The sequence below is a fragment of the Pseudoalteromonas sp. SG45-2 genome, assembly GCF_014164115.1.
GTDB lineage: Bacteria > Pseudomonadota > Gammaproteobacteria > Enterobacterales > Alteromonadaceae > Pseudoalteromonas > Pseudoalteromonas distincta.
Genome location: NZ_JACJEO010000035.1, coordinates 1 through 16,693 on the forward strand (window position 1 = coordinate 1; position 16,693 = coordinate 16,693).

Annotated in this window: 19 protein-coding genes; 13 read left to right on the forward strand and 6 right to left on the reverse strand. The window is 38.4% G+C overall.

Annotated elements, in window-relative coordinates; genetic code table 11:
• Window positions 1-234 precede the first annotated feature (234 nt).
• Window positions 235-1,740: a capsule assembly Wzi family protein gene (locus H5116_RS18980; protein ID WP_182716860.1), complete on the reverse strand. Its 1,506-nt coding sequence runs from the start codon at window positions 1,738-1,740 to the stop codon at window positions 235-237.
• Between the two features lie 211 nt (window positions 1,741-1,951).
• Between H5116_RS18980 and H5116_RS18985 the strand changes: the two genes are divergently transcribed.
• The gene (locus H5116_RS18985) at window positions 1,952-3,025 is read left to right on the forward strand and encodes a glycosyltransferase family 1 protein (RefSeq protein ID WP_182716846.1); all 1,074 of its coding nucleotides are present in this window, start codon (window positions 1,952-1,954) and stop codon (window positions 3,023-3,025) included.
• Window positions 3,022-4,107 carry a glycosyltransferase gene (locus H5116_RS18990; RefSeq protein WP_182716847.1) on the forward strand — a complete coding sequence of 362 codons (1,086 nt, stop codon included), beginning with the start codon at window positions 3,022-3,024 and terminating at the stop codon, window positions 4,105-4,107. The genes H5116_RS18985 and H5116_RS18990 overlap by 4 nt, the downstream gene beginning before the upstream one ends.
• A gap of 1 nt (window position 4,108) precedes the next feature.
• Here the strand turns inward: H5116_RS18990 and H5116_RS18995 are convergent, their stop codons facing one another.
• Window positions 4,109-4,837 carry a 3-deoxy-D-manno-octulosonic acid kinase gene (locus H5116_RS18995; RefSeq protein WP_182716848.1) on the reverse strand — a complete coding sequence of 243 codons (729 nt, stop codon included), beginning with the start codon at window positions 4,835-4,837 and terminating at the stop codon, window positions 4,109-4,111.
• A gap of 122 nt (window positions 4,838-4,959) precedes the next feature.
• Here H5116_RS18995 and H5116_RS19000 point away from each other — a divergent pair, with 122 nt between their 5' ends.
• The 6 genes from H5116_RS19000 to glpG all read left to right on the forward strand — a co-directional run bounded on the left by H5116_RS19000 (window position 4,960) and on the right by glpG (window position 10,211).
• Complete coding sequence (locus H5116_RS19000) at window positions 4,960-6,018, forward strand: glycosyltransferase family 9 protein (RefSeq protein ID WP_182716849.1); 1,059 nt, start codon at window positions 4,960-4,962, stop codon at window positions 6,016-6,018.
• Entirely contained in the window at window positions 6,018-6,581 is a 564-nt protein-coding gene (gene gmhB, locus H5116_RS19005; RefSeq protein ID WP_024604046.1) for a D-glycero-beta-D-manno-heptose 1,7-bisphosphate 7-phosphatase, read from the forward strand. The genes H5116_RS19000 and gmhB overlap by 1 nt, the downstream gene beginning before the upstream one ends.
• 159 nt (window positions 6,582-6,740) lie before the next feature.
• On the forward strand, window positions 6,741-7,934 hold the full coding sequence (locus H5116_RS19010; RefSeq protein WP_002961055.1) for a glycine C-acetyltransferase: 1,194 nt from the start codon (window positions 6,741-6,743) through the stop codon (window positions 7,932-7,934).
• Between the two features lie 50 nt (window positions 7,935-7,984).
• Window positions 7,985-9,010 carry an L-threonine 3-dehydrogenase gene (tdh, locus tag H5116_RS19015; RefSeq protein WP_182716850.1) on the forward strand — a complete coding sequence of 342 codons (1,026 nt, stop codon included), beginning with the start codon at window positions 7,985-7,987 and terminating at the stop codon, window positions 9,008-9,010.
• 68 nt (window positions 9,011-9,078) lie between these two features.
• Window positions 9,079-9,396 (forward strand): thiosulfate sulfurtransferase GlpE, encoded by a 318-nt coding sequence (glpE, locus tag H5116_RS19020; RefSeq protein ID WP_010554397.1) that lies wholly within the window; start codon window positions 9,079-9,081, stop codon window positions 9,394-9,396.
• On the forward strand, window positions 9,393-10,211 hold the full coding sequence (gene glpG, locus H5116_RS19025) for a rhomboid family intramembrane serine protease GlpG (protein WP_024595695.1): 819 nt from the start codon (window positions 9,393-9,395) through the stop codon (window positions 10,209-10,211). The genes glpE and glpG overlap by 4 nt, the downstream gene beginning before the upstream one ends.
• 3 nt (window positions 10,212-10,214) lie before the next feature.
• On the opposite strand, the gene H5116_RS19030 is transcribed toward glpG, so the two are convergent.
• Window positions 10,215-10,613: a flagellar basal body-associated protein FliL gene (locus tag H5116_RS19030; RefSeq protein WP_002961049.1), complete on the reverse strand. Its 399-nt coding sequence runs from the start codon at window positions 10,611-10,613 to the stop codon at window positions 10,215-10,217.
• Window positions 10,614-10,767: 154 nt separating this feature from the next.
• On the opposite strand from H5116_RS19030, the gene H5116_RS19035 reads away from it, so the two are divergent.
• Together H5116_RS19035 and ubiA are read left to right on the forward strand one after the other, a co-directional pair.
• Window positions 10,768-11,307: a chorismate lyase gene (locus H5116_RS19035; protein ID WP_182716851.1), complete on the forward strand. Its 540-nt coding sequence runs from the start codon at window positions 10,768-10,770 to the stop codon at window positions 11,305-11,307.
• On the forward strand, window positions 11,304-12,182 hold the full coding sequence (gene ubiA, locus H5116_RS19040; protein ID WP_182716852.1) for a 4-hydroxybenzoate octaprenyltransferase: 879 nt from the start codon (window positions 11,304-11,306) through the stop codon (window positions 12,180-12,182). The genes H5116_RS19035 and ubiA overlap by 4 nt, the downstream gene beginning before the upstream one ends.
• Before the next feature lie 38 nt (window positions 12,183-12,220).
• Here ubiA and H5116_RS19045 read toward each other — a convergent pair whose 3' ends face one another.
• The 3 genes from H5116_RS19045 to H5116_RS19055 all read right to left on the reverse strand — a co-directional run bounded on the left by H5116_RS19045 (window position 12,221) and on the right by H5116_RS19055 (window position 14,618).
• On the reverse strand, window positions 12,221-12,841 hold the full coding sequence (locus H5116_RS19045) for a 2OG-Fe(II) oxygenase (protein WP_154903688.1): 621 nt from the start codon (window positions 12,839-12,841) through the stop codon (window positions 12,221-12,223).
• A 92-nt stretch (window positions 12,842-12,933) separates the two neighbouring features.
• The gene (locus tag H5116_RS19050) at window positions 12,934-13,818 is read right to left on the reverse strand and encodes a LysR family transcriptional regulator (RefSeq protein ID WP_002961044.1); all 885 of its coding nucleotides are present in this window, start codon (window positions 13,816-13,818) and stop codon (window positions 12,934-12,936) included.
• 377 nt (window positions 13,819-14,195) lie between these two features.
• Entirely contained in the window at window positions 14,196-14,618 is a 423-nt protein-coding gene (locus H5116_RS19055) for a DUF2721 domain-containing protein (RefSeq protein ID WP_002961042.1), read from the reverse strand.
• A gap of 75 nt (window positions 14,619-14,693) precedes the next feature.
• Here H5116_RS19055 and H5116_RS19060 point away from each other — a divergent pair, with 75 nt between their 5' ends.
• Genes H5116_RS19060 through tsaD form a run of 3 tightly spaced genes read left to right on the forward strand, consistent with a single transcriptional unit; the run spans window position 14,694 to window position 16,682 of the window.
• Window positions 14,694-15,047: a DUF2007 domain-containing protein gene (locus H5116_RS19060; RefSeq protein WP_002961041.1), complete on the forward strand. Its 354-nt coding sequence runs from the start codon at window positions 14,694-14,696 to the stop codon at window positions 15,045-15,047.
• Window positions 15,040-15,630 carry a YjaG family protein gene (locus H5116_RS19065; protein ID WP_002961040.1) on the forward strand — a complete coding sequence of 197 codons (591 nt, stop codon included), beginning with the start codon at window positions 15,040-15,042 and terminating at the stop codon, window positions 15,628-15,630. Before H5116_RS19060 ends, H5116_RS19065 begins: the two co-directional genes overlap by 8 nt.
• 38 nt (window positions 15,631-15,668) lie before the next feature.
• Window positions 15,669-16,682, forward strand: a complete 1,014-nt coding sequence (gene tsaD / locus H5116_RS19070; protein WP_165744224.1) for a tRNA (adenosine(37)-N6)-threonylcarbamoyltransferase complex transferase subunit TsaD — start codon at window positions 15,669-15,671, stop codon at window positions 16,680-16,682.
• Window positions 16,683-16,693 lie beyond the last annotated feature (11 nt).

Consider the following 16,693-nt stretch of genomic DNA (forward strand, 5'->3'; position numbering starts at 1 on the left):
TTAAAAACATGATCATTCTAGCGTATTAAATAACTCACTAACTACGTTAAAAATTATTTATATAGAACAACTATGTATCATAATTTTAGCCTTGTTATTGAGCTATTTTCTTATCGCTATAATAGAACACTAATTTAATGCAATTGGTATAATTACTGATTTAAGTTACTAAAAATACAAAAAAGGGATGAAAACAGTGTTTTCATCCCTTTTTATTTTTAATAAAGTAACTTACTAAAAATTTAATTCATACTTAGCAAATGCTGATGTATCGTTTTCAGCACTGTCATTGTTAGATGCAAAAGCGCCTAAAGTGACGCGTCCTCCCAAAGAAAGCATTCTGTAACGAAGTTCTAATTGCTTACTGTTGTAGGCTGTTTTAGTTATGCTGTTACCTAAATCTGGATTGCTAGGGTACCAATCGCTATTGTCACTATTGTAATCAACACTGCGTAATTTTACCTGCCAATCATCACCATTAGAAAGCTGACCAAGTAGGGTTAGGACAACTGATTGCGAATCATTATCATACGTCGAACCAATAGTGCGTCCATGGTAGCGATAGCCAGACTTATAAGTATCATGCTCATAGTAACAATTTTCAACTATTGATTCAGCTTGGCATGAAACACCAGTATCTATATATTCAACATTTACTAATATGTTTTGAGCATAAATGCGCTGTGTTGTTTGCACACCAAATAAGTAAGCTCTATCAGCGGGTTTAAACTGTGAGCTAGCATCTTCACCTATAGTGCTGGCATAAACCGCATATGGTTGATCAAATAAGGTATCTGACCAACGAATATCAATACCAGCCAATTGATTACCTATTTTCGACTCTAACTGGCTATCACAACTCTCATTGCCATCGATACATGCTGTTTGCCCAGTTATGACATCAATAAAATCACCCGCAGAGCTCGGTTGTCCGTCACCTGCCCATTGTGCAGACCAGCTAAGTGCAATTTCTAACTGTTGAATAGGGCGAAAATTAACACGAGTACTCCACAGTAAAGCATCAGGTATAACACGTGTAGACTCAAGTTTAGCCATTTGTGCGGTAAAGCCCCATTGACCAATCCAGCTTAACCATGGTGTTTCAAAAGCAGTACTTTTTTCTCTGGTTACACTTAGTGCAGGTAAAGGTTTCGCATTACCAGACATAATTAAGCTGTTATCAACACCAGGTCCCCAAAATTGCTCAACAGCACCGGCTCTAAAAATCCAGTTACCTAAACGGTAAGCTAAGTAACTATCGTCAAGTGAGGTATCGTTACAATCGGTTAAAGCTTGCTCATCGGTAACTATATCGTCAGTCGTTTTTCCATCAACTAAACATTTTTTACCGTCTTTTCTGTAATTTATAGCTACTTTAGCTGCAAAGTTATCGCCTAAATAAGCGTAAGCTGCTGAAAGCTCTGTTTCTTGTGTATTTGTTGCACCAAAGCTTGTTGCTACAATAGGATCTGTGGCTGCAAAAGCTGATAATTGAAGACTATGCGAGCTGCTGTTTTCTGATTTATATCGATGCTTAACGCGAAGTAAAGCATCTTGCAAGCTTGGAGATAATTGCTCAAGCGGCATGCTTTGCACATCACTTATAAAACTTTTCCACATAAGCGGATAGGTAGTTACAGGAGCTAAAATAACACCGGCATCAGCTAATTGTTGAATATCAGCTCTAAGACCGTAATCATCGGGTTTTACCCATGGCTCAGCATTAACTGACGCGCTCATAGCGCAAAAAAGAGTAGAAAGTAGAAAAATTCTGTTTCGCAAAGTTCAGATCCTTGTGATTTAGATTGCGGCTAAGTTTATCAACCTAAGCTTGTTATTGCAGTAAATAATCAAATTTATAGGGCTAATTTAATATATAAAAATGTAACCTAGCTATCGTAATAAGTATCTGATTGGTATACTGGAGTTCAAATAGGAAATTGAGAATGTAATGAGCAACAAACGACTTTTATTTATTCCCGTATCATCACCAGAAGGCATTGGTGAATATATGCGCTCGTTGTTGTTGGCTCAAAGTTTAAAGGCAGAACTTACTGATTCTCTCGATATTCACTTCATACTAAACAAGCATACAAGCTACGCAAAAAAGTGTCCTTTTGAAGCCACATTGCTTGAACACTCAGCGACTAAAGAGCTTGATTCTGTTTGCGACTTTATAGAGCAATTTAAACCTGACGTCGTTGTTTTTGATTGTGCAGGACGTGCAGGGCATATGAAAGCGGCTAAAAAAGTAGGCGCTAAAGTTATATTTATTTCTCAGCATGCAAAAAAGCGCGCTAAGGGATTGAAGCTAAACAGGATTAATTTAATTGATACACATTGGGTTGTACAGCCTGATTATTGTATTGAGCCACTTACATGGGCTGAAAGTGCGAAGTTAGACATGTTTCCCTTGGCACACCCTCGTAATGTAGGCCCTTTTGTTGCATTTGCTTCTTGTGAGCAAAAACGTGATGTTTTAAATCGCTATAACTTAGTATCTGATGGCTATTTTATTGTTAATGCGGGTTCTGGCGGGCATATATTAAATAATCTTAATTGTGCTGAGGTTTACTTTAAAGCCGCGCTTAAAATTACTAAGCATACTGGTTTAAAAGCAGTTGTTGTGTTTGGTGCAAATTATAATAAAGCAATTCCTAAAAGTGATGAGGTTACTTGTTTATCAAGCCTGCAAGGAACCGAATTTTTGGCATTAATGAGCCAAGCTAAAGTCGCATTACTTAGTGGTGGAGATACTTTATTGCAAGCAATTGCAGTTCAAACCCCTGTTGTGGCATGTGCTATCTCAAAAGATCAAAATACACGTTTGGATTATTGCGTTAATGCAGGTGTTGTAATAAAAGCGAATCTTGATATTGATGAAATTACAATGAAAATAGCTCAAGTTATTACCGAGCCTTTTTATAGTGAATTTATTGGTAAGTATAAGCAACTCGATAGTACACATAGCTTCGACGTGATCACTAATGGCATAAAAAATATGCTTGTAGGAGATCGCTTATGAATATAGTGATTGTAATTGATTCACTAGTAGGTGGTGGTGCTGAAAAAGTAATGCTTACTTTGGCTGAAAAAATGGCGAAACTACAGCACAATGTCACTATATTATCTCTTGCGAGCAACGCTGAGTATGACATTCCTGATATAGTTAAAGTTGACAGCCTTTTTCCTGATAGAGCATCTAAAGTAGATAGATTCTGGCAGCGAAAAAATAGTATTTTGCGATTAGAAGCGTGGTTTGAAAAAAAACAAAGCGAGATTGGCAATATTGACCTAGTGCTTTCTAACCTTGATAGAAGTAATAATTTACTTGCACGTAGTAATATCAAAAATGTTCACTTTGTTATTCATAACTCCGTCAATTCAGAACTTGCCCGTCAAAAAAAGTTAGGTCCATTTTCATATTTATACCTTAAAAAAAGTAAGCAAAACTTAAATGGTAAATCACTTATTTGCGTATCAAAGGGTGTTGAAAAAGAAATAACACAAGGGGATTTAATTAACCCAAGTGCAATCGCGACTATTTATAACCCGTTCGATTTTGAAAAAATAAACCAACAAGCAAATGAGAAAAATAACGACATCCCAAATGAGCCTTACTTAATTCATGTAGGAAGGCTCGCCAAACAAAAACGCCACGATATATTATTTGCAGCATTTGCAAAGCTTGATAAAAAATACAAGTTAGTCCTTTTATGTAATAAACCTGCAAAAGTGTTAAAGCTTGCACAGCAATATGGCATAGATAAACAGTTAGTAGTGCCTGGATTTCAACAAAACCCGTACAACTGGATTCAGCATGCCAAAGCTTTAGTTTTGAGCTCTGATTTTGAAGGGCTGCCAACGGTATTAATTGAGGCTTTAGCGGTGGGTACTCCGGTAGTTAGCACTAATTGTACATTTGGACCAAGCGAGATATTAACAGGCGAGCTGAGTAAATATTTAGTACCCGTTCAACAAAGTGAGGCATTAGCCAATGCCGTTAAGCAGGTGCTAGCAGATAAGCCAAATGTAGAAAACGCAGATATTCTAAAACAAGTACAGGCAGAGCAGGTTGCTCTGCAGTATTTAGCATTGGCTAACTAAGTTAACTTATATTAGCGAGTGTTTTGAGGTAGTTGCTGTGCAGAGTTTGCCAGTCATTCACTTGCCAATTAAATACATCATTTCGACCTTGCTCTTTTAAAAATGAGCGCTCAAGGCGTGTTATATTACTTTGTTGCCACTGTGGGTTAGGCGTTCTTATTTCACCTCTGTCAAAGTCGATAATATACACATCACCAATATCATTAAATAAAATGTTATTAATGTTTAAATCAGCGTGGTAAACGCCTTTTGAATGAAATAGCGCGATTGTTTTAGCAATGCGCTCCAACTCATCTTCAGTCAATGGGCGTTCAATTAATATATCGAGTACACTTTTAGCGCCTTTAACAGCCTCGGTAATAATATCACCACGGTAAATTAATCCGCTGTGGGTTACTTTAGCTGCAACAGGGGTTGGTACGTTTAAACCAAGCTCTATAAGCTTACTCATTAAGCTAAACTCTTTAAATACGCGGGTTTGTTCAAGTCCTGGGTATAAATATTGATCGCTTAGCAATTTACCCACTAAGCCACCGCGCCAATAATGCCTAAGTACGGCTGTTAATTCGTCTTGCTTAAAAAACCACGCAGTTGCTCGACCTTTTTTAGCGCCCACAATTTTATTTTGTTGTTGCCAATAATTTGCATCAAACCAATCGAGGGTAATTTGGCTTGTGTATTTAGGGTGGCTTAATAGCGTGTGATTGCCTTGCACGTGTTGTTTAAACATAGCTCTGTGTAATTGCTAAATAATGAGTCTATATTAGCGCGTTTTAAAGCGCAGGATAAGTGCTTGCAATAGCGTGATTATAATTTAAGATCGGCTTTTGTATTTAATACCTAAGGGAATGTGTGACTCAAGCTCCTAATTATTCATCTATTTGTATATTAAGACTCTCAGCCATTGGTGACGTATGTCATGCTGTGAGTGCAGTACAAGCTATTCAAAAGGCACACCCGAATGCAAAAATCACCTGGGTAATTGGCAAAATAGAAGCCATGTTACTTGCTGACTTACCGGGTGTTGAGCTGGTGGTATTTGATAAAAAGCAAGGCAAAGCAGCGCTTAAAAGCTTAAAGCAACGCTTCAACAACCAAAAATTTGATGTGCTTCTTAATATGCAAGTTGCATTAAGGGCTGGGTTTGTAGCGCGTTGTATTCCTGCAAAAGTAAAAGTAGGGTTCGATTGGGCACGTTCAAAAGAATTGCACAGCTTATTTATTAATAAACGAATAGACCCACAAGCCCAGGCGCACGTTCTTGAAGGCTTTAAAGGTTTTGCAAAAGCCATTGGTGTTTCTGATTATAAACCGAGTTGGGACATGCCATACACCGAGCAAGACCAAGCGGTTGCAGATGAGTTATTAACATCAGAATACCTAACTAATAAACTATTAGTAATATCGCCCGCAGCTAGTAAAGCGCAGCGTAATTGGCTCGCTGATCGTTATGCCACATTGGCTGATTATGCAAGCGAGCAAGGCTTTAAGGTGGTATTGACGGGTGGCCCAACAGAGCTTGAAATTAACCTAGCAAATAGCGTTATTGAGCACAGCAACACGCCTATTTTAAATTTAGTAGGTAAAACAAAACTCAAAGAGTTGTTGTGCGTTTTAAAGCGTGGCAGCTTAGTGCTTGCGCCCGATACGGGTCCTGCGCATATGGCAGTAACAGTTGGTACGCCGGTTATTGGTTTATATGCACATTCAAATCCAGCACGCACAGGTCCTTATTTATATCAAGACTACGTGGTAGAGGTTTATCATCAAAACTTGTTTAAGCAAACAGGTAAAACGGCTGAGCAAGTACCGTGGGGGACACGCGTAAAAGGCGATGATTTAATGAGCCAAATTACAGTTGATGATGTAAAAGCGATGTTTGACCATGTTGTACAAAAAGAGTCTTTGTAATGAATGCACAACAAAAAAATAAAGCGCTTTTTTTAGACCGAGATGGCGTGGTAAATGTTGATCATGGTTATGTGTATCAAAGCGATAAATTTGAATTTATTGACGGTGTTTTTAGTACTTGTAAAACATTTTATGATGCAGGCTATAAAATCATAATCGTCACTAATCAATCTGGAATTGGTCGAGGTTATTACACCGAAGCTGATTTTTTAGCACTGACCGAGTGGATGAAAGACCAGTTTAGTGCCCACAGCATTGCAGTTACCGATGTGTATTTTTGCCCGCATCACCCTAAAAAAGCGGGCCCTGAATATTTGAAAGAGTGCAGTTGCAGAAAGCCTGCGCCAGGTATGTTATTACAAGGCATACAAGAGCATAATATCGACCCTGCTTGCAGTATTATGGTGGGCGATAAACTCAGTGATATGCAGGCTGCGAAAAAAGCAGGGATCACTACCCGTGTTTTAGTGCGTTCAGGGCAAAGCTTTGACGAAAGCGCTAAGCAAGAAGCTGATTTAATTATCGATTCTATAAGTAGTTTACCTGCACTTTTAAACACATAAATAAACAGCCTGTAAACTGGCAGGAATTCCTTCCAACTTAGGGTGTTTGCGACGAACTGCAAACCGTGCATTTTACCCATTAAACTTTTACAATACCCCGCATAATAAACAGCCGTGAAAGTGCGGTTGTTTACCCGTTCAAATAGATGGAGAACCTAGATGAGAGCATCTGCTTTTTTTAGCCAGTTACAACAGCAAATTGAAGACGTAAAAACCGAAGGTTTGTATAAAAACGAACGTATTATTAAGTCCCAGCAGCAAGCTCAAATCGAAGTTGCATCAGGTAAAGTAATCAACTTTTGTGCTAATAACTACTTAGGTTTAGCTAATAGCCCAGAGTTAATTGAAGCGGCGCAAAATGGTTTAAATAATCATGGTTTTGGTGTGGCTTCAGTGCGTTTTATTTGTGGCACGCAAGATATCCATAAAACACTAGAGCAAAAAATCAGTGCGTTTTTAGAAACAGAAGATACTATTTTATATTCTTCATGTTTTGACGCAAATACAGGTTTGTTCGAAACTATTTTAGGCGCAGAAGACGCTATTATTTCTGATTCATTAAATCATGCATCAATTATTGACGGTGTACGTTTATGTAAAGCTAAACGTTTTCGTTATGCAAATAACGACATGGCTGATCTTGAGAAGCAACTTATTGCAGCAGACGAAGCCGGTGCTAAAACTAAACTAATTGCTACCGATGGCGTGTTTTCTATGGACGGCGTTATTTGTAATTTAGAAGCTGTGTGCGACTTAGCCGATAAATATGATGCGCTTGTAATGGTAGATGACTCTCACGCAGTTGGCTTTGTTGGCGAAAACGGTAAGGGTACACCTGAGTACTGTAATGTATTAGACCGTGTAGATATTATCACCGGTACATTAGGTAAGGCGCTGGGCGGTGCTTCAGGTGGTTATACATCAGGTAAAAAAGAAATTGTTGAATGGTTACGTCAGCGTTCACGCCCATACTTGTTCTCAAACTCATTAGCGCCTTCAATTGTTACTGCATCAATTAAAGTACTTGAAATGCTTGAAAATGGCGGCGAGCTTCGCGCTAAACTTTGGTCAAATGCTAAATATTTCCGTGAGCAAATGGAAGCTGCTGGTTTTACGTGTGCAGGTAAAGATCATGCAATTATCCCCGTAATGCTAGGAGATGCCAAAGTAGCCTCGTTAATGGCTGATAAATTACTTGCTGAAGGCATTTACGTAACCGGTTTTTCATTCCCTGTAGTACCAAAAGGGCAAGCGCGTATTCGTACACAAATTTCAGCGGCACATAGTATTGAGCAACTCGATACAGCTATCGATGCATTTACCCGTATTGGTAAAGAAATGGGCGTTATTTAATTTTATTTTAAACCGAAGCCTCGCTTCGGTTTTTTAATTGAGTGTGGATTATGAAAGCATTATCAAAATTAAAAGCAGAACCGGGCATTTGGATGACAGATGCACCAAAGCCAGAAGTAGGTCATAACGACTTACTGATTAAAATTCGCAAAACAGCTATTTGTGGTACCGACGTACATATTTACAAGTGGGACGAATGGGCAAGTAAAACCATTCCAACGCCTATGGTTGTTGGCCATGAATATGTTGGTGAAGTCGTTGATATGGGCCAAGAAGTTCGTGGCTTTCAGGTTGGCGACCGCGTATCTGGCGAAGGGCATATTACGTGTGGCCACTGTCGCAATTGTCGTGCAGGGCGTGTACATTTATGCCGTAATACAACGGGTGTAGGTGTAAACCGTGAAGGTGCATTTGCCGAATATTTAGTTATTCCTGCATTTAACGCATTTAAAATTCCAGATAATATTTCTGACGAACTCGCTTCTATTTTCGACCCATTTGGTAACGCAGTTCATACCGCACTATCGTTTGACTTAGTTGGCGAAGATGTACTTATCACTGGTGCAGGCCCAATTGGTATTATGGCAGCAGCTGTTGCAAAACATGTTGGTGCTCGCCACGTTGTAATTACCGACGTAAACGAATACCGCCTAGATTTAGCACGTAAAATGGGAGCTTCACGCGCTGTAAACGTTGCCAATGAAAAGCTTGAAGATGTAATGAAAGAGCTAGGTATGACAGAGGGTTTTGATATTGGCCTTGAAATGTCAGGTGTGCCAAGCGCGTTTAATTCAATGCTTAATAATATGAACCACGGCGGTAAAATTGCCATGCTAGGTATTCCACCATCTGATATGGCAGTTGACTGGAACCAAGTTATTTTTAAAGGTTTAGTGATTAAAGGTATTTACGGTCGCGAAATGTTCGAAACGTGGTACAAAATGGCAAGTTTGATTCAATCTGGCCTAGATTTAAACCCAATCATTACACATCAATATTCTGTGGATGACTTCCAAGCTGGCTTTGATATGATGATTTCAGGTCAGTCAGGTAAAGTGATTTTAAACTGGGGCTAGTTCCTAACTAAATTACAAGAAGGGCGGCTTTAGCCGCCTTTTTTATACTATTAATTAAAGAGATTTCAATGGCATTTAAACATATTTCTATAGCGCAAACGTTAGAGCTTTTAGATAAAGAAGACGTGGTAATTGCAGATATTCGCGATCCTAATTCGTATCAAGCCGGTCGCATTCCAGGCTCAGAAGCACTTTCTAACGGTAATATCGCACAATTTATGATGGAAAAAGAATTCGATCAGCCAATTATTATTGTCTGCTACCACGGTATGAGCTCACAAGGCGCAGCTAGCTACTTAGTTGAGCAAGGTTTTGAAGACGTTTACAGTATGGATGGCGGCTTTACAGCTTGGGAAGCTGCTTACAGCGAGAAAGTAGAGCGATGATAGAGCTTGGCAGTTTAAATAACCCGCGCGCCGCACAGGGCTTTATAGATTATTTAAAAAGCCAAGGTTTACAAGGACAATTAAGCTCCTCAGATGGTAGCAATGTCATTATTAGTGTTGCGCCTGAGCATTTTCATCAAATACAACCTTTATGGGCCGAATTTACACAAAACCCTAACCATGAACGCTATCAACAAGCTTCATGGGATGTAGGTAGCACACAATCGCCGCTTAAATACCAAGGGCAATCACTTAATCTAATGACGCGATTTAAAGCGCTTAGCTGGTTAAATCAAACCGTAAGTATTGTAAGCGTTATAATTTATTTTGCTTTTTTACTAGGTGGTTTTGAGACTATTTACACCATGATGCAGTTTAAACCTACGCAGCCTTTAAGTTGGTTAACGCCCGCCCTCGTACATTTTAGCGCGATGCATATAGTGTTTAATTTAATTTGGTGGATGTCGCTTGGTGACAATATCGAAAAACAATGCGGAAAACTCACCCTAATAGGTTTGTTTTTAGTAACTGCACTTATAAGTAATTGGGCACAATACTTAATGGTTGGCCCCAATTTTGGCGGCTTGAGTGGTGTGGTGTATGGGCTACTTGGTTTTTGCTGGATTCATAGCTTTTTAAATCCTAACAAGCCTGCGCTTGTAAGTACGGCTATTGTTGGCTTTATGTTGATTTGGTTAGTGCTTGGGTTTGCTGATGTATTGTTTGTAGGTATGGCTAATTGGGCGCACTTAGGTGGGTTACTTAGCGGTATGGCTTTTGCCTATACCGCCAAAATATTTAACGCAAAACGTTAAATACTAATGATATAAATATTTAGTGAACAAGACTTCACGGATGATCTCTTGTCCTGTTTCTTCTTTTAGCAGGCTTTTTAGTTTTTCGGCGCACTTTGCACGTATTTCTTCACGGCCAGTAAGTGATTTTATTTTTTCTTCTGGTTCTTTAGATAAAATCTCTACTAGGGCATCACGAAGTAATGGCGTGTGGTGTTCAACCACTGCAATATCAGAAGTATCAGTAAGCATTAAATCAATAGTTACACGCACATAGCCCATTTTTTTACTTGATGCGCCAATGTAGTTGGTGATTATATCTGGCTCAAAACCAAAATAACCAACTGTGGATTCAGCACGAGCTGTAAAGCTTATAACGCTTACAAAGAACGTAAAAAGACCTGCGTATACTATTTTTTTCATATTTAAAGCGTTTCTTAAAACTTGTTACAAATAGTTTATACTTAATAGTAGGTAATAAACAGCGCCAAGCAATTATTTATGGTTATAAAACATGACTTTTTCAAAAGCTTTGGCAATGGTATCATCTCGTTGTTTTTTATTTTGTTGAGCTATTGTGATTACTTATCCTCTGTCTATATCTGCTAATTGGCAGTCCACTTCTTATATAAGTGACTTATCTCCTCTAGAGCAAGAGTGGCTTTTTGAACAGAATTCATTAACGGCTAAATTAAAAAGCAACTCAAAAACTTTTAATGTGAAGGTATTAAGTGAGCAGTTATTTACTTTAAGCCCAGAGCAAAACTTACTACTAAACAGCACAGCTAAAACAGCTATTAATCGAGAAGTTCTCTTACTGTGCGATAACAAACCTGTGGTGTACGCACAAAGCTGGCTTCCTAAAAATGATTTTATTAATCCTTTGCACAATATGGGCGAGCGTCCTTTAGGTGATGTGATTTTTCAAGACCCAGCATTAAAACGAACGGATATAGAAATTGCTTATTTTGATGACACGCACCCTATTCAGCAATTAGTTACAAAATTGAACTTACCCGAAAAAAACTTACTAGGGCGTCGAAGTGTATTCTCACTCAAAGAATATAAGTTTTTAGTGTGTGAAGTGTTTTTACCTGGAGCATATTTATACTCATGAAATTAGCCGCTTTAAAGCCAAAACATATTCCTTATTATATACAGTTAATGCGTATAGATAAGCCCATTGGTACCTTGTTATTACTTTGGCCAACATACTGGGCTTTATGGCTTGCTAATAGTGGGATGCCGAGCTTACTCAACCTTATTATATTCACGCTGGGCGTTGTTGTTATGCGTAGCGCAGGGTGTGTAATTAATGATTTTGCAGATAGAAAAATAGACGGCTCGGTAAAACGCACAGCTCAACGGCCGCTAGCTTCAGGACAGGTGAGTAGTGGTGAAGCACTTAGTCTATTTTTACTACTCATAGTTATTGCGTTCATTTTAGTATTAATGCTTAGCGTCAATACTATTTTGCTTTCTTTTGGTGCTTTGGCTTTAGCCTTTTGTTACCCCTTTATGAAGCGCTATACACAGTTACCTCAAGTTGTTTTAGGGGCTGCATTTGGTTGGGCTATTCCTATGGCGTATATGGCTTCAATTAATGCACTACCACAGCAGGCATGGTTATTATTTATAGCCAATATTTGCTGGACAGTGGCTTACGACACCATGTATGCGATGGTTGATAGGGACGACGATTTAAAAATAGGGGTAAAATCAACCGCTATTTTATTTGGTAAATACGACCGCCATATTATCTTTTTACTTAATGCTGTATTTATAGCATTGGTTGCTTTTATTGGTATAAGCAATCATTTAAGTGTCGCATTTGGCGTTGGTTTAAGTATTGCTGCGGGCCTATTGGCATACCAACAAGTGCTTATTCATAAACGTGAAAGAGATGCCTGTTTTAAAGCGTTTTTAAATAATCATTACGTGGGTTTGGCTATCTTTATAGGGTTATTACTTTCATACCCAATAGCATTTTAAAAGCCTCAATAAAGGCTGTTAAAATGCTCTATTAGGAGTTATCGGGGGGGATCAATAATGCCGCTAATAGAGGCGTTTTTCCTAAACCAGCCTGCAATAGAATAGCGATCGTCAACGGCGGGAAGTACTTCGTGGGCAAAGCGTTCGCTTTCAAACATTACTAATGTGCCAGCAGTTGGTTTAATTGTTATTTCTATCTCTTTACTTTTAGGTTTATAAATAACAAGTTCGCCACCTTGCTTAGGCGTATTTAAATAAAGTACCGTTGTAAATACTCGATTAGAGCGACCTTTAAATGCATCTAAGTGCTTTTTGTAAAAATCACCCTGTGTATATTTTGCATAATGGCATTCGTAATCAAATAACCCCATAAAAAAACTGCGATTTAACGTGGTCTTTATACTTTGCATTATTGCTTGATAGGTAAGCTGTGCTTGAGAGCTGCCATCAAACCAATAGGTTTTATCAGTACGTACGGCTTTATCTATTTGTAAGTCATTTAATCGACCAATACCAGCAAGGCTAAAGTGAGGGTTTATACGGTGGCAGTCTGCAACTAAATCGTTAACTAAATCGGCAATAAGCGCGTTATGAATTACGGTATATCCTTGGCGTTCTATATCATCTAAATAGACATCAGGACCAAAAAGTGTGTTCATTCACATCAGCTGTTTAAAAAAGGTGCGACAGTGTAGCCGAAAAGCTGTTAAAAGCTACTGTTTATTGTGCCGCACTTTTTTGAAACATCAGATTAGCTAAATGCAGCACCCGCTTTTTTTATAAGCGATAGTAAATGCTCTACATGTTCAGTAATCGACGTCTGTTGGCTTGTTTGTACAACGAGTTGTTCGTGGTTTAAACCTTTATTTGTTTTAAGTTGTACTAATTCAGAATTCTCTGCGATTGCATTAGCATGTTCAATGCTTGCAATAGCAAAATGATCTGATTTAACTACACCTGCCATTACTTGCTCAATACTGCCCACTTTAATACTTGATGATTTATTTAAAGAATCAATTGCTTCATTAAGCATAGTTTGTACTTGTTTAGACTCAGAGAAACAGCCAAACATCGGGTAGCTATCAAGGTTTTGTTTACTTATATCGTTTTTATGGGCAAGAGGGTGGTTTTTTGAAACAAATAACACAAGCTGATCAGGTAAGTGAATGTCACTGCCAATACTATTAATAGCTTGAGAGTATACGCTAATGTCTATTTCACCTTGTTGGAGTTTGCGTGTTAGCTCTTGCTGATCTTGTAGCTGCATCTCAATTTTTATATGAGGGTATTGAGCTAAAAACTGTCCACAAGAAATAGGTACTATGCTGCTTGCCTTATTGGTATACCCAATAACGAGCTTTTCATTGGCATTACCGTTTACTGATTGAAAAATCCGCTTTTTCGTTAGCTCAAGTTCCGATAGGGTCGTTTTAGCATATTCTAGAAAAAGCTCGCCTTCTGGCGTTAATTTAACAGAGCGTGTTGAGCGTTTTACTAACTCATATCCCATTTCATCTTCAAGTGTTTGAATGCTGCGCGTTAGCGCTGAAGTACTAATTTGGGTTTGTTCAGCAGCTTGTCTAAAATGACGTAATATACCAAGTGCTACAAATTGCTCTAATTGTTCAAATCTCACTTTATAGTCCCTTTTTATAAGTAAGTCGCAGATACCACGGACATCAAATATATTAATTTTTATTCTAAAGTTTAGTAAAATTCTATATTGAAATACGGTTGCAAGTTCATACGTGTTTCCAGCAGGATACCCCCCTTTTAGTATTAATTAAAGAGAAAAGCGACCAAATAGTATTACTTTTTAAATTCATAACTAGTTGTTTATTATATTTTATCTATGTTTTTGCAATGGGCTAGCTAAGTAAACTTATTTGTAGTCAGTAAGTTAGTTAGTATATTTGGATTAAATTGTTCTAATTAATAAAAAAGTACGCCCCAAAAAGGGGCATTCATACAACATGATTGTGACAAATAATAGAGTGTTTTATTTATAATAAACTATTTTACAAAATTTCTATTTATTCGGCTACTTAGTGGTTTATTTTCAATGCTTTGCAGTTCTATCTCGATTGCATCACAGGAAATATGTATTTCAAATAAAGACGTTAATAACGATAAACTTAAGCAAGCTAAGCTAATGCCAAATAAAATAATTCCTGTGGCATTAAACTCAATAAATAATGCAAACATTGATAGTGTACACAGTAGAAAAGAGGCTACCCCGTACACTTGCATCGTTCTAATTAGCTTAATACGTTTACGTAAGTTAGTGATTTGAGCCACTACAACAGGCCGAATAGATTCACCTTCACGCGCATTTAGCTCCCTAATTAATTGCGCTAAAACTAAAAATCGGTTTGTATAGGCGAGTAATAGCAGCGATATGGCCGGAAAAAGTAAGCCTGGGGTTGTTAGTGTCATGTTTATTCCTTAAAAGTACAGCATGCTAATAATTTAGCGCAGGATATTGTTAACACAAAATAAATGAGGTGAATATTGCAAAATATTAATAATAACAATTCAACAGATAGCTCTTTTCAATGGGTTACAATTTATAAAGCTGAAAATACCTTGGAAGCGAATATCGTAAAAGGCTTAATACAAACTGCTGGAATAGAGTGTAAAATTAAAGGCGAGATGCTCCAAGGGGCGCTTGGAGAAATTCCATATGATCAGGCGCAAGTTAGTGTGCAGGTTTATGCGATAAAAGAGCGCCATGCGCGGCAAATATTGGTAAACTATCAACAAGTAAAACAATCCGCTCCAGATTGGGTATGCCCTAATTGTAATGAGCATAATGGATCAACATTTGATTTTTGTTGGTCGTGTGAGACGTTAAAGAATGACTAAAGCAAATAATTTTCAGCGTATTAGAGAGCTTAACTATTTACAAAAGGCCGTTTTAGCAAGTGCTTTAATAGAGCGAATGCTGCCAAATTACGGTTTATTTAGCGAAGCCACGGGGTTTGGTGATGAAACCTTATTACGTAATTCGCTTAATGTTTGTTGGGAAAAAATATTACTGCCTAAAAGTAAAATAGATCTCGAAAAACAAGTTGAAAAAATAGAGCCAAATGTTCCTGAACTTGCTGATTTTGATATGTTTGGCACTTATCCTGCTATTGATGCTGCAACGTCTTTACTTAGCTTAATGCACGGTTTAGTGGCGCAAGATGAGCAAGAGTTCATTAGTGTGAGCAAAATATCTCAAGCAACAGTGGCTCGCTTTATTGAATATCAAATGACGGTTGAAGGTGAGATTGCTGATAACACAGCAGTGAGAGAGCACCCATTAATGCAGTACGAAATTGAAGTATTAGGTGAGCTAATTGATTTTGTAGAAAATATGGGGCGTATTACCTCTGATAGCGTAAAGGCACTAAAAAAGTTTGCCCTTGAAGATGGCCAAACAAATATTGGTCTTACGTTATAAAAGTAGCAGAGTAGAATTTAAAAGGCAGGAGAAGTACAGTGCGAATTTTAGGCATTGAATCGTCATGTGATGAAACGGGTATTGCAATATATGATGACGAAAAAGGCTTGTTAGCTCATCAATTATACAGCCAAGTAAAAGTACACGCTGATTACGGCGGTGTAGTGCCGGAACTTGCATCGCGCGATCATGTTCGTAAAACATTACCACTTATAGATGCAGCTTTTGCACAAGCAGGTTGTGGCCCGGAAGATTTAGACGGTATTGCTTATACTGCAGGCCCAGGTCTAGTTGGTGCATTATTGGTAGGTACGTCTATTGGTCGCTCATTAGCATACGGCTGGGATATACCTGCGGTAGCAGTACATCACATGGAAGGGCATTTACTTGCTCCGATGCTTGAGGAAAATACCCCTGAGTTTCCGTTTATTGCATTGCTTGTATCGGGCGGTCATACCATGATGGTTAAAGTAGCAGGTATTGGACAATACGAAGTACTAGGTGAGTCAGTTGATGATGCCGCAGGCGAGGCCTTTGATAAAACGGCTAAGTTACTTGGTCTTGATTACCCCGGTGGCCCGCGCTTAGCTAAAATGGCTGAACAAGGCGTAGCAAAGCGCTTTGTATTTCCTCGCCCTATGACCGACAAGCCAGGTCTTGATTTTAGTTTTAGTGGTTTAAAAACAGCGGCATCAATCACGATTCGTGAAAATGACGACGACGATCAAACCAAAGCTGATATAGCGCATGCATTTCAAACTGCGGTTATTGATACCCTCGTTATTAAGTGCAAGCGTGCGCTTAAACAAACAGGTATTAAGCGTTTGGTCATCGCCGGTGGTGTGAGTGCAAATACACAGCTTCGACTGCAGCTCGAACGCGTAATGAAAGGTATGAAAGGCGAAGTGTTTTATCCGCGTACTGAATTTTGTACCGACAATGGTGCAATGATTGCTTATGCTGGAATGCAACGCTTAAAAGCAGGGCAATTTGCCACGCTTGATATGAAAACAAAACCTCGTTGGCCTATAGATAGCCTTGAGCCGATTTAATGACTCATATT

What these genes read in the sequence shown, in the direction of transcription:
- glpE (WP_010554397.1), top strand. Translation starts at nt 9,079, where the DNA reads ATGGCATTTAAACATATTTCTATAGCGCAAACGTTAGAGCTTTTAGAT.
- H5116_RS19055 (WP_002961042.1), bottom strand. Translation starts at nt 14,618, where the DNA reads ATGACACTAACAACCCCAGGCTTACTTTTTCCGGCCATATCGCTGCTA.
- tdh (WP_182716850.1), top strand. Translation starts at nt 7,985, where the DNA reads ATGAAAGCATTATCAAAATTAAAAGCAGAACCGGGCATTTGGATGACA.
- H5116_RS18990 (WP_182716847.1), top strand. Translation starts at nt 3,022, where the DNA reads ATGAATATAGTGATTGTAATTGATTCACTAGTAGGTGGTGGTGCTGAA.
- gmhB (WP_024604046.1), top strand. Translation starts at nt 6,018, where the DNA reads ATGAATGCACAACAAAAAAATAAAGCGCTTTTTTTAGACCGAGATGGC.
- H5116_RS18980 (WP_182716860.1), bottom strand. Translation starts at nt 1,740, where the DNA reads ATGAGCGCGTCAGTTAATGCTGAGCCATGGGTAAAACCCGATGATTAC.
- H5116_RS19065 (WP_002961040.1), top strand. Translation starts at nt 15,040, where the DNA reads ATGACTAAAGCAAATAATTTTCAGCGTATTAGAGAGCTTAACTATTTA.
- H5116_RS19045 (WP_154903688.1), bottom strand. Translation starts at nt 12,841, where the DNA reads ATGAACACACTTTTTGGTCCTGATGTCTATTTAGATGATATAGAACGC.
- glpG (WP_024595695.1), top strand. Translation starts at nt 9,393, where the DNA reads ATGATAGAGCTTGGCAGTTTAAATAACCCGCGCGCCGCACAGGGCTTT.
- H5116_RS18985 (WP_182716846.1), top strand. Translation starts at nt 1,952, where the DNA reads ATGAGCAACAAACGACTTTTATTTATTCCCGTATCATCACCAGAAGGC.
- H5116_RS18995 (WP_182716848.1), bottom strand. Translation starts at nt 4,837, where the DNA reads ATGTTTAAACAACACGTGCAAGGCAATCACACGCTATTAAGCCACCCT.
- ubiA (WP_182716852.1), top strand. Translation starts at nt 11,304, where the DNA reads ATGAAATTAGCCGCTTTAAAGCCAAAACATATTCCTTATTATATACAG.
- H5116_RS19010 (WP_002961055.1), top strand. Translation starts at nt 6,741, where the DNA reads ATGAGAGCATCTGCTTTTTTTAGCCAGTTACAACAGCAAATTGAAGAC.
- H5116_RS19030 (WP_002961049.1), bottom strand. Translation starts at nt 10,613, where the DNA reads ATGAAAAAAATAGTATACGCAGGTCTTTTTACGTTCTTTGTAAGCGTT.